Here is a 15,658-nt window from a genome sequence, read left to right on the forward strand (position 1 = left end):
TATGCAAAATGCTTTTATCGAGCGATTCAACAAAACCTACCGAACCGAAGTATTGGATTACTATTCCTTTGTATCACTCCAAGAAGTCAGAGAGATTACCCGGGAATGGATAGAGGACTACAATCATCACAGACCTCACGGAAGCCTGAATAATTGCTCTCCAATAGATTTTGCAAAGCAATGGGCGTTAACAGTGGATAACTTCTCTGAAGTTACCCACAATTAACACCCTTAGTAGTAATAATAGTCAACATCAAAAACCAATTTTGTCTATTTTAGAATTGTCCAAAAAGTGGGAAGCCTTCAACTGGATGGATGTAAAAGGCATATTTTGAAAGGAAAAACAGGTAATTTCCTTCCTCTCGAAATAGGTTGTCATTTCCATTTGCATGGGTCCAAACATGGTAAAATGTACCCGATTCAAATTGATCCTTTGGAGTAGGCATAGCTAAAAAGTCATCTTGAATTTACTGATAAAAAAGAAAATATCTTGTTAAAAATTTCAACTCTCTATGGGAATGGATCAACCCTCCAAGGGTTTAAAAACCCTTGGAGGGTTTGTCAAAAAGTCCGCTTTGGTCTACAAGAAAGAAGCCTGTCTAGATTCTCCAAGCCTCCAAGGTACCTATATTCCTTTATCCTGATTTTGCAGCGAAGTACCAACCCTCCTAGGGGCTCAAAGCCCTTGGAGGGTATTTGCGACAACTACCTGCACCTCCTCAAATCCCTGATACCCACAAATTACCGCCTCAAAATTCTCCAGATCTCCGTGATGCTTAAGGGTTAGAGGAATGAATTTCTCGGAGGAAATTTAATAATACTCCCTTTCCGGAAGGAAAAAAGGTTACTAAATCAAAAGCGGTTTGAGTAATCACTCAAACCGCTTTGTTAGGATTCTGTAGTTTGCAAGACTTTTTACAGTTCCCAAAGGATCAAGCTCTATTTTCCTTAGCTCTTGGCCAATATTGGAGCTTTTTTGCTTCTTCCCCAGGCAACCCATAACGCAATTCCCATCAAAATAACATTCATCCCTATTGCCGAGAATTCACCTCGAACAAGATGAAAGCCTCCTGCAAAAACCATTACCAAAGCCAGGCAAAGGGCTGCCCAAACAGTTAAAAAAGGTTTGAACCGGAGAATAGAGGGAATTATTAATCCCAAGCCTCCTAATATTTCACTAACCCCAATTAATCTTATAAATGCTAAAGGTACGGTTGATGCAAATGGAAGAGATTCAGTCAATGTCTCTAGTGGTTGGGTGGCTTTCATAATTCCTGCCATTCCAAACATGATAGCCAATAAAACCTGTCCAATCCACAAAGCTATATTCATTGCCTTGTTGCTTTTTTGATGTGTCATTTTTCCTTTTTTTTGATTGAAGCACAAAACTCCTAAGCTCAGAGAGCCTATGCCTTGATGTACATCAAGAAATGACACTGGATTATTTATTTTTGGATAGCTCGTTTCTAACTCGGCTCAAAGCCTCAGGAGTGATTCCTAAATAGGAAGCCACCATTTTCAGTGGGACTCTTGGAATAATATTAGGGTAGGTTTCGACAAAGTGCTCATACCTTTCTTTGGCGCTCGAACTCATTAACATTACAATCCTGTTTTGCATAGAGTTTAAACGTCTAAATAATGCATTAAAGTCTGGGGTTTCTTTAACCATTTCCTCTTTGGAGGCGACGTTTAATATAGAGTCTTCAATTGCATCTATAAATAATTGGCAAGGGGTTTCGGGTTTACAATTGTCTGTGACCAGCCAGTTTTCAGGGCCAAACATATAAATATGTTCTTTCCCCTTTTCATCAATCGTATAGCTCCGCAGCAAACCACTTTCCACCAAATAAACCTTGGAGTTTGTATCTCCTTTTCGCTGCAAAATGGTTCCTTTTTTTACCGTTATTTTTTTCAATTGTGAAATCCTATGAGTTGTCCAACTTGAAAGAAGCTTATTAGTCCGGGAATATTTAAGGTTTCCAACCTTCCCAATCTGATGGATTGATTGTTGTTATTCCTATGATTCCCAATTTTCGAAATTTAAAAATATGGATATCCGCCTTCTTACCAGTATAAAAAAAATTCGGCTTATTGTCTACTAAAAGGATCAGAATCCGGAAGCTTCGGTCTTCGGTCATCGGTCTTCCAACCAGCCAAGCAAAGAAAATAAAGCAACTGGCATGATTACGGATAATCAGATTTAAAAAAACCATTTCTCAAGCTTAGTTGATTTTAAAGGAAAAGCTTTACCACTAACTCCTGAGTCTCCTCAAACCCCTGATATGCGCAAATCACGGCCTCAAAGTTCTCCATATCTCCGAGATGTTTTAGTGCAAGTGGATTGCCGAAGTGGACAAGTATGCTAGGTTTGCTTTTCGCCAAAGTCTTGATTTCATCCAGTACAGCTTGATCCATTCCAAACTGATTTAAAGGCTTGTGGCTTGGGACAAATACCCCCAAAATCTGCTTTTCGGAGGTTTCCGCCGGAGGCAAATTCAGCAGACTTTGAAAAAGACTTTTTTCCTTGCTGAAAAACTCCTGATACCCCAGTTTACCTTTTTGAGTCAAATCCTTTAATACTTCGAGATCCAGCTTTCCGGAATGGACTTGTACATAGTTTTCCGCCAAGGTTCGCTGGAAATCAGAGTGGCTTGTCCAGTCGAAAGCAGGAACTTCCACCTTTTTGGACTCCATCACGCCCAGTCGGGCCTTGAGTTCCATGATCTTTTGGAAGGCAGTTTCGATTTGTTCTTCGCTGGCTTTTTCGGAGATTTTTTGGATGCCCTCCTTCACATGATCGGAAAAACAAAGGATGTCATTTCCGGCGTGGAAGGCCTGCCATTCGAGTTCGCCGGGTTCGGGGAAAAGATTGGCGACAGCCTTCATGTTCAGCGCATCGGAAATTACCAGGCCTTCGAAGCCCATTTCTTCCTTTAGCAGGCCTGTAATCAGTTCCCGGCAGATACTGGCAGGGATATCTTTTCCACCAGTCAATGCCGGAACTGCCAAATGTCCGACCATAATCATTTCAACTCCTCGGTCAATTCCATATTGGAAAGGAAAAAGCTCTTCAGCTTGAAGCTCTTCTTTGCCTTTATGCAAAATCGGCAAGCCCAGATGCGAGTCCACCGCAGTATCTCCATGACCCGGAAAGTGCTTCAGGCAAGCTCCGATCCCCGCTTTTTTCATTCCTGTGTAAGCCGCGAAGGAGAGTTTGGCGACTTTCTCTACATCGTCTCCAAATGAGCGATAGCCGATCACGGGATTATTTGGATTGGTATTGACATCTGCGCAAGGAGCAAGATTGAGATGAATTCCCGAACGCTTCATGTCCATTCCCATGCGATAGCCCACCTCTTCCACGAAGATTTCGGCATCTTTTTTCAGCGCACCCAACGTAATCGCGAAAGGGTATTGAGGGGTTTCTTCCACCCGCATGGCCAAGCCGTATTCCCCGTCGATGCTGATCAGCAAGGGGACTTTGGAGGCAGCCTGGTAGCGGTTGATGAGGGCAATGAGTTTTTCAAAAGTACCTTCTGTACTCAAGGTTTCTGCGCGCTTTTCGAAATTGGCTGCAGCAGAGTGTCTGCTATGAAAAAAAGTAAGCCCACCGATTTCCTGTTCCACGATCATGCGTTCGATGGCCTGGTAGTTTTCCTCCGTGTCGTGGATAAATGCAGCAGGAGAGAAGATCTGGGCTATTTTTTGGGATTTGTTCATTTGCTGATTGAAATATTTCAAAATTGTAAGATTGGAAGATTAGGGTTTCGTGTCAGACCGAGCGGAGTCGAGGTCGTGTTTGTAAATGTTGTAAAGGTCTGGAGTTAAAGTGGTGAAAAGTCTTCATCTAATTTAATCCCTTCGTAAATCGTACTTTGAAATGGCTTGGCCTCCCTGACTAGCCGTCAGGCAGGCGCTCAGCCTGACAAAGACTCCGCCCTGGTTGACAACGACTCCGCTCAGCCTGACAGGATTTCGTCTTTTTCGGCTGAGTTGCCTACTTCGATATTCATTATTCAGCGTTCGATATTCGATATTTTTAAACTTTTAAGACTGGATATTGAATGTCGAAGATTCTGCTTTCTGACTTTAGCTTTCTAACTTCTTCCCAAACTCCCTCGGATACTTCACCCAATACGCCATGGCGAATCCGGGAATCGTTGCCAGCACTACCCAAACGAAGAATCCGGGATAACCCAACCATTCCTGCATATATCCGCTGAGCATACCGGGGAGCATCATTCCCATGGCCATAAAGCCCGTGGCTAGGGCATAATGGGCGGTTTTGAAGATTCCTTCAGCGAGGTAAATCAGGAAAACCATATAGGCAGCAAAGCCAAAGCCGTAGCCAAGTTGCTCAATCACCACTACCGAGGAGGCAAATACGATACTTTCCGGCTGAGACCAAGAAAGGAGGATGTAGCCGATATTCGGAGCATTAATCGCCACAGCCATGGGCATCATCCATTTACCCAAACCATCCCGGGAAATAACGATCCCACCCAATATCCCTCCGATCAACAGGGCTATTACTCCCATCGTTCCGTAGATAAATCCCACTTCGGTGGTGCTTAACCCCAAGCCACCGGCTGCACGGTCATCCAGGAAAAAAGGAGAAGCCATCTTGACCAATTGGGATTCACCCAAGCGGTAAAGCAGGACAAAACCCAGAGAAAGCCCGATATTTTTCTTGGTGAAAAAGGTGGAAAACACTTTTCCGAAACTGGGTTGGTCAGCTTTCGCTATGCGCTTCTCAAGTACATTGGGAGTGGAGAGGTAATTGATTCCGGTAAGGATCAGCATCAAAGAGGCAACGCCAATGGTAGTCCAGGACCAAGCTTGAGCAGGGTCTCCGAATTTCTCTTCCAAAAGCCCCGCTACGATCACGATCAAGCCCTGTCCGGTCAGAAACCCGATCCGGTAGAAGGTGCTTCTCAGGCCGACAAAAAAGCTCTGTTCCCCCGGATTGAGGGCAATGAGATAAAGCCCGTCTGAGGCAATATCATTGGTCGCCGAAGCAAAAGCTCCTACCCAGAAGAAGGCCAGCGTAATCACAAAAAACTGACTCGTTCCCGTTGTTAGCCCCACCCCCAAAAAAACCAGGGAAAGGATCAGTTGCATACTGAGAAACCACTTTTTCTTTGTGCCAAAAAGCTCCAATACCGGGCTCCAGATGGGTTTGATCACCCAAGGAAGATAGAGGAAGGAGGTATAAAGTCCGATGTCGGCATTGGAGATGCCGAGGTTTTTATACATCACCACCGATACCGAAATGATGATCGCATAAGGAATAGATTCGGTGAGGTAGAGACTTGCAATCCAAATCCAGGGGTTTTTGGAGGGTTTTTGGGTCATGGCTTACGAAGTAGATTTTGGTAGATGCTGGTCTCGGATCCTTCGATGATTTTTGCTCCGACGGCTTTTTCATAAAATTCCGCAGGTCCGACCCCGCCAATGATGGCATAGGCGTAGCCCATTTCCCGGAGGGATTCCAAGGCTTTGATCAAAAGTATTTTCCCGATCCCTTTTCCCCGCTCAGACTCTAAGGTTCCAGTGGGGCCAAAGAAATTGCGAGCCGTGCTTTCATAGACGGCAAAGCCTAAAATGTCATTTCCCCGCTGGGCAATCCAACAGGAGACAGGTTGCCGGGAAAAGGAAACCTCTACCTCGGATTTCCAGTAGGCTCCAAAGTTTTCCATGACCCATTCGCTGACTAGGTGTTTTTCGGGAGCAATTGCTTTTCGAAAAATGATCTGCTCCTTTTCGGAGAGTTTCTTCTCGATTTCTGAGCTATTGGGAAGCTCTGTCAGCCGAACGAGCATGTCTTTCATGGGCGGGAGGATTTGGGCATTTGAAATACCTGAGTCTGAACGATTCGACCATAATGATCTATCCAGCGAATGGCTAGGTATTCGGTATTCAAACTCGGTACTTCTAAATATCGGACTCTTGATCCACCTACCCAAGCCGTATGAATAATTGCATCATGAAGGCTATTAAGGTAATTTCCACCTTGGACCATGGCGTAGCGAATTGCTGGATCTAGTGGCTTTTCGAGGTTGATTTGAGTTTTTTCGGAATTGGTCTTTACGTCCATCACCACCGGAATTTCGATGACCGATTGATTTTTAGGATTAAAGGAAGGTGGCAAAGTAGGCTTATTATAAAGCTCATTTTTCAGCATGGAGGCGATATCCCGGTTTTTGAGATACATGGATTTGGCTGAAAAATAAGCGTTTCCATGGATCTGGGGTAGGGTTCGGGTGTAGTTCACCTGGGTGTTGAGTTCGCCGGGGTTTTTCCAAGCTTCATCCGAGTCTTCCCGGATTTTGTATGGACCATTGCCGATGTAAACATTGGTATTGTAGGTGTTGTTGGACCACCAGTCGGCCAGTTTTCGATAAGAAGCAAGCCTATGCTCCATGCTCCAATAGAGCTGAGGCAACATGTAATCCACCCAGCCATTTTTCATCCAAAGGAGGACGTCAGCGAAAAGGTCGTCGTAGTTGGTCTGCCCTGCTTGAGTAGGGGATCCTTTGGGGTCTTTGCTTTGATTTCTCCACACTCCAAAAGGGGAAATTCCAAACTGTACCCAGGGTTTTTGGGCTTTGATCGTTTGGTGAAGTGCTGCGATCAGTTCGTTTACATTTTGCCTTCTCCAATCTTCCACCGATTGACCTGGCTTTTTGTATTTGGCATAAGAAGCCTTGTCCGGAAATTCGAGTTTGGGTTCCCGATAAGGATAGAAATAATCGTCAAAATGAATGGCATCGATGTCGTAATTGGTGACAACTTCTTTGATGATGGCAAGGAGGTGATTTTTTACCTCCGGAAGTCCAGGGTCATAGTACCATTTGGTGCCGTATTTCAGCATCCAATCCCGGTGCTTGTGGAAGTCATGCTCGGGACTCAGTTCATTGGTTTCGAGGGTCATGGTGGCCCGGTATGGATTCAGCCAGGCATGGAACTCCAAGCCTCGGTTATGCGCTTCTCGTATCATCCAGGTCAATGGATTTTCCTGGGTTTTGGGAGCTTGGCCTTGTTTTCCTGTCAGGTATTTGGACCATGGGGCATAATTGCTTTGGTAAAAAGCATCTCCCGCCGTTCGGATCTGAACGATCACCGCATTGAAATTAAGGTCTTTGTAGTAGTCCAGGAGGGCGATGAAGTCTCGTTTTTGTTTTTCCCAAGGATCAGTTCCCGAAACCGGCCAGTCAATATTGGCTACCGTAGCGATCCAGACCCCACGGAATTCGCGGGGAATATCCGGGAGTTGATAGGATAAGGGTTGTAGTGCTACTGGAGGCTTTACCGGGGTTTTGGTGGGAAGTGTTTCAGAGGTTTTGGGGCTGGTACTTAGGGGCCCGGAAGGCCGGGGAGGGACAGTTGTCGAAGGTTTTTGCGATTTACAAGCCCCGAGAAAAAATAGACAGGCAAAGGTCCAGATGACCCATTTTGAAGTGGACTGCATAAAGAAATTAAAGCTTAGGAACGGGTTTGAGATTAAGGTCGGATAGGTTTTTTCTCAATTGATTCATGAATTTGTCTCCGGGGTCCGTCTTCACGGTCCGGTAGTTGGGATCGGCTTCTTTCCAAAGCTCTGTTCCCTGAAAATTTTGGTACTCGTGGTGGCCGATTACATACTCGATAGGATATTTTCTTTTCAGGTAGCGAATCAGGGCTTCATTAGCTTGGAGTTGCTTCTTGGTCAGAGGCATATCATCGCTTCCTACATTTTCCACTCCTATGGCCAAATAATTCAAGCCAATGGTGTGCCGAGCGAAAGTCGTGTCTGGCAAAAGCCTGAAAATTGTCCCGTCCCGATCAATCAAAAACTGGCTGGAGACATTCAGATTGCTGGCACCTGTGAGATCTGCTCTTCCGCCAAGCGTCGGTGGATCGAAAACGTCAAAAGTCACCTCAATATTATTGATTGCTGTCCAATGGACTACCACCATCTGGGGTTTGATGGAGGCGGTATTTTGCTCCAATCCATGTCGGTCTTTGAGGTATTGAATAGAAAGTTTTTCTCGCTCGGCATTCCAGGTGATCGGTTTATCGATAATCCGGAAGGTGGCTTGGGGGCTACAGGAAAATAGCACTGAGGCAAATGCAGCGAGTAAGATTTTGGGAAATAGACACTTCATAGTTCTGGGGTAGGAAAGTCTGAATTCTTTGCACTAAACTAGCCAGAAAAAAGGAGGGAAGTGGTGGAGTAAGGCCAAAAATTAAATTCCGGGCCTATAGGTTCTCTTGGCAGATTTGAGGACTGTTTCCTTATCCAGGCTCATGGGCTTGAGTTTTCGGTTGAGAAAATACTCCATCTGATCCGAATAATGAGGACTTCCGGGACGATTACTGGCGCCATAGACGTTGATGGTTTCAATCTCCGGCAATCCCTCTCCAAATTTCACTAGCATGATATAAGATTCTCCCTGAGCTCCTTTGCGCATTCCTTTTTCCCAAGGAGTTGATCTCATGGCGGCGATCACATCATCTATTCCCCATAGTGCTAGGGCTTTATCCCCTCGTACTAATTTTTGATATTCTCCCAAGGGTACCAACGATTTCCCAAAATGGGTTTCAAAATGAGTTTTGGCAGCCTCAATCCCTTGTACAGCTTCAGCCTCGGTCAAAACGGTTTCAAAGCTTCTCCCTGTTTTCGCAAATTCATCCCACCAGTAGTAATATACAAAAGCAAATAGCGCAGCTCCTTCACTTTCCACTCCAGCTGATTTGTCCCAAGTGGCTAAGGTTTTGATTTGCGTAGCCAGTTCTGGATATTTCAAGGTGTCCAATTGGAACAAAGCCTCCATGTCGGTTCGGAAAGTAAGTTTTTTCGGTAGGGTCTGATCAAATTTTATCTTTTTAAACTCCTCATAGCTTAACCTTCCGGTATCCGCCATCAATTCCCGGAACCTCATGGAGCGGTTGTTGTCTCGAAGGATATAGCCCATTTCGACTGGATAGTCTTCCGGATTCAGATTATCTGCAAAAGAACTCGCTTTGAAAGGGGAATGGTTGGTATTGAAAAGATAGCCTGAGGGTGGATTTACCTGCTGAGGCAATTCTGAAAAGGAGTGAAACTCTGACCAAAGCGATTGTAGGGTATTTCCCGGGACGGTTCCTGAGTAGTCAAATCCGGGTGTACGCTTCGGTAGAAGTCCATTGCTTACATAGAAAATCGTGTCATATTTGTCTGCATAGACCGTGTTGAAATTGGTGAGCTGCATGGTGTTCATGGCGGCCTCCCATTCTGCGAAATTCTTGGCTTTGTTCATTCTCCACCATTGTTCGGGAGCTCCCACGCGTTGCAAAGCCCCAAAACGGATAGAAAAGGCACCTTGCTCGGTGACCAAAGTGGGACCATAAATACTTTTCCAGACTTTTTTGGGAACAGGTAAAGTGATCCAATCCCAAAGTCTCACCTTAAGCCAGACATACTTGGATTCGAGTTCCAGCCACTCTCCATCCACCCGGTATTCGTCTTCATCCTCCGGATTGATTTCGAGTTGGTATAGGTCCAGGAAATCAGGAAAATTAACCGTGTGGGCCCAACCCAGATGTTCATTAACCCCATGGAAGATCATCGACCCTCCGGGAAACAAACCTCCTAAAATATTCCAGCCTTCTTCTGACTGTAGATGCGCCTCATACCAAGCCACTGGTCCCTCCAAAGGTTGATGGGAGTTGATAGCGAGGAAAGTTTCCCCGGAATCTGTTCGGGAGGAATGGAGGGCAATGGCATTAGAGCCTTTCGGGTTGGAATCTACCGGGATCAAATCGACCTGTCCATTCACAATTTGCTGAACCGCTCGATCCGCTCCGGACATTTGGGCTAAAGAAAGGATGTAGGCAGAAAGAATTTCTTTGGGATTGATGGGGAAAGCAGGGCTATAAAAAACCTCCTCCGGATGAGCTAAGGCATAATCATTCAAGCCTGCAGCATAGCCTTCGAGGACTTTTTTGAATTCCGGAGAAAAGGTGGATTCATAGTTTTTTCGGGCAATTTCCTTGGTTTCCAACAGGTGGACAAAAAAATCAACTCCTGCACCTTGTTCTCCAAAAACTCTTCCTGCGAGTGCTTTTCCGGCTAAAACTGTCTTTTGGATGGTTTCAAAGTCATCCTCGGCATGTGCCCAAGCCAGCCCATAAGCCACATCAGCATCTCTTTTCCCAAAAATATGAGGTACTCCAAATTCATCTCTGACGATTTCAATTTGGCTAGTGTCCCAACCAGATGGTTTTAAGACTCTTTGGCAAGAAAAAAGAATCAGAAGGATGAGGGCAAAAGGAAGAGATTTTTTCATTCGAGAAAACTATATTTTCAAAATATAAGGGGAGCTTCAGGATTAACCAAGCTTTGCGGCTTTCCTCTATTTTTTTAAAAAAAAAGAAAGCCGACTGTTGCCGGCTTTCGGGGTGATCAACCACTTTTCTCCTTTTTGGAATTGAGCAATCGACTTATCTGAATTCGTAATCGACTCCGCTTACTTGGGTCAACAAGGTGGCTGGAGCGTCTAGAGCCACCGCCGATTTTGGAGGGATCGGAGTGACTGGTGAATTTTTCGCCAAGTAGTTTTTTACTGCCTGGTGAAGCGTAAAGGCGGTATTTTCAGTCTCCTTTACTCCTTTGAACCTACAAAGCATATCATCTGGGTCTCCATCCCGCTCGCAGGCACATATTTTATAAACCTGAGTTGGATCAATTTGTTTTCCGTGAACCAAAGCGGATTGAACTCTTTTTCCTTCTTCGCCGAAGGCATTGAACTTCACTTCCATTCCTCGGAACTTGATCACCCAGCCTCCAAACCGCTTAGAGGCATCCTCGGCAAAGACATTGTTGAGTTCCCTTTCCAGCCAATCCCGGATTTGAGCTCCGGTGACCTTGCCGGTTCGGATGGTACTGTCCACGGGCAGCATATCAAAAATATACCCGTTGGTAATGGGGATATTTCCGCTTTGGTCTGGAGTGGATCGAGGTGGACAAAAGCGGAATCCATTGGATAGCACGATATCTACATCGGGAATTTGCCAGGAAATGGCATCCAAAATCATCGTGTCGATGGTGTTTTCGATCACAAAATACCGATAGAGAGGAATGGTGGAATAGCCTGCTACTTGCTGAATATCCTGAAGGTATGGTCCTTCATTCTCAGCGATGATTTTCTTCATTTCCATAGACTCAGGATATTTTTCCGCAGATACTTCCATGAGATCGTAATGGTCTGAGATCACCTTTCCGTTTTCGATTTTCAGATCTAGTTTTCCCACAAATGAACCAAAAGCTCCGGGCTCCACCACTTTGGCGTATTTGGCCTGAATGGGTTTTCTGACCCGCTCATGGGTATCGCCTCCGAGTATGTAATCCACTCCTTCGCAGGCAGGAATATTGGCCAGGTGGATTTGTTGAGAAAGTCCTAAATGGGCCACAATAGCCACAAAAGCACATTTTTCTTGATTTCGTAGAACGTCCACGTAATGGGCTAGATTTTCTTCTGGTTTGGTATAGACTATTCCCTTGCTGTAGTTTGGGGATTGTCGGATGGGGACCAAATGATCCGTGTAGCCCAAAAAGCCGAATTTCACTCCATTCACTGTCCAGATATGGTAGGGAGGAAAGATCAATTCTCCTTTTTTTCCATCACCCAAATCATGGTACATATTGGCGCAGACCTTGGGAGCAGTCAAGGATCCCAAGAGATGCTGCATGGATTTTTTGTAATAAATCACTTCCCAGTTGCCGGGTAGGTAAAGGTCGTAATCCAATGCATTCAGGATGGGAACCATGGCTTCTCCAGTTGTTTTCACGGAAAGCTCTGAGCCTTGAAACATGTCTCCCGCATCAATGAGAAAGCTGTTTTCGAGTTTGGCTCTTTCCTGGTCCAGAAAGGTTTTGAGGTGGGAATAACCGCCTGTTTTTCGGAAAACAGATTTTCCATTTTCCCAAAACAACTCGTCATGTGCATGGATTTGACAGTGCACATCGGTGGTTTGGAGGATGGAAACGGTAAAGGATTTCGGATTGGATTTTGGCTTTTGTGAGGCTTGGGAAGCATGGCTTACGCCTGCAAGGCCGGTACCGGCTCCCAAGGCTCCCAATTGAGCCAGGAATTTTCTCCTTGAGGATTTCATGATCAAAACTTTGGGCTTATTGTAAGGGAATAAATTTTTTGACTAGGAAAGCGTTTTTCCAAGCTGAGGGAAAAATAGCTCTAATTCCAAATTAAATTTTGTGATCCCTGTCACAAAGGGGGAAAATAGAGGCTGTCTCCTAAATAGGAAATGTCACCTAAAACCTAGACGCAGTGACAGTCTTGCCCAAAAGTATTTATTGAGACAGCCTCTGAAAAAGTCATGGGTGATTACTTCGAAGCAGTAAACTTGACCACTTCATTCGTGATGGGAGGAATAGTTTTCAAATAGGCATAGATAGCTTTTAGATCATCCTCCTTCATCCCCGCATACATGGTCCATGGCATGATGGTGTTGAATTCTCCAGGAGCTACTTTGGGAACCACATATCCGGAATCCACATATTGTTTGAATCTGCTCAGAAACATTTCCTCGGTCCAGTTACCGATTCCGGTATCTGGGCATTGAGTAATGTTGGAAGATGTACTTACAGTGCCATCAGGAAAAGGGAAATCTCTTCCTCCTGCGTAAGCTAATTCTTCAATGATCATTCCTTCGGGGGTGACTTGGGTATGACATTCGATACATCCGGAAGCATTGACCAGATAGGCTCCATAGGCTACTTGGTCTCCGGGAGATGGTTTTTTGACCATTTCTGCATTTTTGGGAATGGTCCTAAGGATCAAATTGACTGGAAAGTCGGGTTGGGAATCAGGAACGTTACTTTCAATGGAGGGCAAGGAACGTACATAAGCGATGATGTCATAAATATCCTCCGGATCCATTTTTCCATAGTATAGATAAGGCATCAGGGGAAACATGGGGCGCTCATCATTGGTCACGCCTGTTGTGATCAGCCTGTACAATTCCCCATCTGTGTAATCTGAAATTCCAAAGGGAGTAATGTTTTTGGCATAGAAAACACCAGGCAATCCCATTTCATGGTCAAATCTGTCTCCTCCTGCACCAAGAGTGCCAGGGGCGGGTGGACCTGAAAAAAGTGAGAAATCACGGGTGGAGTGACAGTCCATACAAACTGCCACATGGTTGGCTAAATACGCTCCTCTTTCAATCCGATCAGGGGTGTATTCGATACTTAGTTCCGGGGCTGGGCTCACATCAGGATAGGATATGTAAAGCACGGCAAAGGCTACAGCAAAAAGAATGACTACCGCTCCTAAAAAATAGGCAGCGATTTTTATGATTCGGTTCATAGTGCTTTTTGATTGGTTATCAAAAAGTTAGGTAAAAAGCTAAGTATTTGAAAATCATCGGGAAGTAAATTTTGGATATTTGGTAAAAAGTGAATTTAAATCTTGATATGGTCCAATAGTTCGAAACAGAAATCTGTTTTAGGGTGCAGATATGTAATTTTTATGACCTTTTAGGGAAAAGTATTCCTATTTTCACCTTTAGAAAACCATCAATTATCATGAAAAAAATATTCCTATTTGTATTCCTACTGACAGGCATTGCAGCCTTTGGCCAGGAGGAGGATGTCTTGAAAAAACTGGATTCCAAGTCGGAGTTTTACGGCAAAATAGCCCATCAAATCTGGTCCAAACCTGAACTTGGATATTTGGAAACTGAAAGCTCGGCCTTGCTTCAAAAAACACTTTCAGATGCAGGATTTAAAGTGACTGCAGGAGTGGCAAACATTCCAACCGCTTTTGTGGCGGAATACGGTTCGGGTAAACCTGTAATCGGGATTATGGCGGAATTTGATGCGCTTCCGGGAGTTTCGCAGGAAGCTGTACCATTTCGCAAGGCAGTCGTCGATGGGGGAGCAGGCCATGCCTGTGGACACCACCTTTTTGGGACCGCTTCTGTGGCAGCAGGTATTTCTGTGAAAGAATGGATGGCTGCTAATAAAATCTCCGGAACAGTCCGAGTCTATGGTACTCCTGCTGAAGAAGGCGGAGGGGGCAAAGTGTACATGGCCCGTGCCGGCTTGATTGACGATGTGGACGCGATGCTGCATTGGCATGCAGGCTCTCAAAATGCCGCAGGAGCTACTTCTTCCTTGGCCAATATTTCTACCAAATTCAGGTTTTATGGAGAGGCTTCTCATGCCGCGGCAGCGCCGGAACGTGGAAAATCAGCTTTGGATGCTGTGGAAGCCATGAACTTTATGGTCAACCTGATGCGTGAGCACGTGCCGATGGAAACCCGAATGCATTATGTGATTACCCGTGGTGGTGAGGCTCCAAATGTGGTTCCTGCATTCGCAGAATCCTACCATTATGTAAGACATCCCAATGCTCAAGTGGTGAAGGACATCTTTGCCCGAATGGTTAAGGCTGCCGAAGGGGCTGCATTGGGCACCCAAACGCGCATGGAGTACGAGGTGATCAATGGAGTTTATAACCTTTTGCCTAATGAGACATTGGCCAGAATCATGCACAAGAATCTGGAAAAAGTCGGCGGGGTAAACTACAATGCTGAGGAGAAGAAATTTGCCGAGGAAATCATCAAAACCTTCCCGAAAGGAGTGATTGCTTCTCCGGAAGATGCCACTAAAATTGCTCCGTTTGTAGTGAGCGAAACAGGTGGTGGAGGAAGTACCGACGTGGGAGATGTCTCTTGGTTGGTTCCGACAGCGGGCTTAAATACCGCAACTTGGGTACCTGGAACTTCAGCCCACACTTGGCAGGCAGTAGCTGCCGGAGGTACAAGCATTGGTCAAAAAGGGATGATGGTAGCCGCAAAAACATTGACCTTGACCGCCATGGATATTTTCAAAAATCCATCTGTGACCAAAACCGCCCTTGAAGAATTGAACAAAAGGCGAGGTGCGGACTTCAAATATGAGGCTCTGGTAGGAGACCGAGAAGCTCCATTGGATTACAGAAAATAATATTTGGTTTGCCAAAGTATCAAAAGGCCAGAAATTCCGCTGATGGAATTCTGGCCTTTTTTTCTTTCCTCTTTTTCAAAAAAATCTAACTTGTCATTCCTTTATTTTCCCAAAATACCCAAACATGGATAGAAGAAAATCCCTCAAGATATTAGGCGCTACCGGTGTCGGTATAGCAGGATTGGCCTTGCTGGATTGGAAGTGGCAGATCGTGGATCGGCTTACCCACCAAGGATTTTTCTCTTTCGAAGAGGAAAAAACCATCACAGCCATTGCTGATACCTTTATCCCTGAGGGTTTACCTCCCATTTTGCCATCTGCCGATGCCAAACCTATCGGTGCTTTAAGCACCGGGACTGACCAGTTTTTGATTCAGCTTTTTGAAAAATGCTACGAAAAGGAGGATCAGGAATTGATTAAGTCTCAACTGAAAGCCTTGCATCAAGCTGGATTTTTGGACCTGAGCCAGGAAGAAAGAGAGCAAATGCTTTTGGGGTTGAAAGACTCGGAAGTGGAAGAGGAGAAGAATTTCTATAACCTCATGCGCTCCAATACCATCATGGGCTTCACCACGGTCAAAGAAGTGATGGTCGAATACCGGGATTATAAAGTCGCCCCGGGATTTTATCATGGATGTGTAGATGTGCCTGCTTCAAAAGCCTAAAC

13 protein-coding genes are annotated in these 15,658 nt (G+C 45.1%); 3 read left to right on the forward strand and 10 right to left on the reverse strand.

Translation table 11 applies throughout. The features are described 5' to 3' along the window. Window positions 1–226, forward strand: a 226-nt coding sequence (locus G458_RS20310) for an integrase core domain-containing protein (protein ID WP_026951215.1), incomplete at its 5' end; no start/stop codon positions are given. Between the two features lie 722 nt (window positions 227–948). On the opposite strand, the gene G458_RS0106670 is transcribed toward G458_RS20310, so the two are convergent. The 10 genes from G458_RS0106670 to G458_RS0106720 form a co-directional block, all read right to left on the reverse strand. Then, window positions 949–1,386: a DoxX family protein gene (locus G458_RS0106670; protein WP_245579241.1), complete on the reverse strand. Its 438-nt coding sequence runs from the start codon at window positions 1,384–1,386 to the stop codon at window positions 949–951. Window positions 1,387–1,441: 55 nt separating this feature from the next. Further along, the gene (locus G458_RS0106675; protein ID WP_026951217.1) at window positions 1,442–1,915 is read right to left on the reverse strand and encodes a Crp/Fnr family transcriptional regulator; all 474 of its coding nucleotides are present in this window, start codon (window positions 1,913–1,915) and stop codon (window positions 1,442–1,444) included. Window positions 1,916–2,232: 317 nt separating this feature from the next. Further along, the gene (locus tag G458_RS20315; RefSeq protein WP_035467882.1) at window positions 2,233–3,720 is read right to left on the reverse strand and encodes a glycoside hydrolase family 3 protein; all 1,488 of its coding nucleotides are present in this window, start codon (window positions 3,718–3,720) and stop codon (window positions 2,233–2,235) included. Window positions 3,721–4,089: 369 nt separating this feature from the next. Next, window positions 4,090–5,355: an MFS transporter gene (locus tag G458_RS0106690; protein WP_026951219.1), complete on the reverse strand. Its 1,266-nt coding sequence runs from the start codon at window positions 5,353–5,355 to the stop codon at window positions 4,090–4,092. Then, window positions 5,352–5,831 (reverse strand): GNAT family N-acetyltransferase, encoded by a 480-nt coding sequence (locus G458_RS0106695; RefSeq protein WP_026951220.1) that lies wholly within the window; start codon window positions 5,829–5,831, stop codon window positions 5,352–5,354. The genes G458_RS0106690 and G458_RS0106695 overlap by 4 nt, the downstream gene beginning before the upstream one ends. Further along, window positions 5,828–7,471: a glycoside hydrolase family 10 protein gene (locus G458_RS20320; protein WP_169719256.1), complete on the reverse strand. Its 1,644-nt coding sequence runs from the start codon at window positions 7,469–7,471 to the stop codon at window positions 5,828–5,830. The genes G458_RS0106695 and G458_RS20320 overlap by 4 nt, the downstream gene beginning before the upstream one ends. A gap of 7 nt (window positions 7,472–7,478) precedes the next feature. Further along, window positions 7,479–8,147, reverse strand: coding sequence for an N-acetylmuramoyl-L-alanine amidase (locus tag G458_RS0106705; protein WP_035467883.1), 669 nt, complete (start codon window positions 8,145–8,147; stop codon window positions 7,479–7,481). Between the two features lie 81 nt (window positions 8,148–8,228). Next, window positions 8,229–10,310, reverse strand: a complete 2,082-nt coding sequence (locus G458_RS0106710; RefSeq protein ID WP_026951222.1) for an acylase — start codon at window positions 10,308–10,310, stop codon at window positions 8,229–8,231. 154 nt (window positions 10,311–10,464) lie between these two features. Beyond that, window positions 10,465–12,135 (reverse strand): bifunctional metallophosphatase/5'-nucleotidase, encoded by a 1,671-nt coding sequence (locus G458_RS0106715; RefSeq protein ID WP_026951223.1) that lies wholly within the window; start codon window positions 12,133–12,135, stop codon window positions 10,465–10,467. 230 nt (window positions 12,136–12,365) lie between these two features. Next, complete coding sequence (locus tag G458_RS0106720) at window positions 12,366–13,349, reverse strand: c-type cytochrome (RefSeq protein WP_026951224.1); 984 nt, start codon at window positions 13,347–13,349, stop codon at window positions 12,366–12,368. A 218-nt stretch (window positions 13,350–13,567) separates the two neighbouring features. On the opposite strand from G458_RS0106720, the gene G458_RS0106725 reads away from it, so the two are divergent. Then, a complete protein-coding gene (locus tag G458_RS0106725) occupies window positions 13,568–14,992 on the forward strand; it encodes an amidohydrolase (protein ID WP_026951225.1) in 1,425 nt (474 codons plus the stop codon). A gap of 124 nt (window positions 14,993–15,116) precedes the next feature. Beyond that, window positions 15,117–15,656, forward strand: a complete 540-nt coding sequence (locus G458_RS0106735; RefSeq protein ID WP_026951226.1) for a gluconate 2-dehydrogenase subunit 3 family protein — start codon at window positions 15,117–15,119, stop codon at window positions 15,654–15,656. Window positions 15,657–15,658 lie beyond the last annotated feature (2 nt).

It is taken from the genome of Algoriphagus mannitolivorans DSM 15301, assembly GCF_000429425.1.
In the GTDB taxonomy this organism is placed as follows: Bacteria; Bacteroidota; Bacteroidia; order Cytophagales; family Cyclobacteriaceae; genus Algoriphagus; species Algoriphagus mannitolivorans.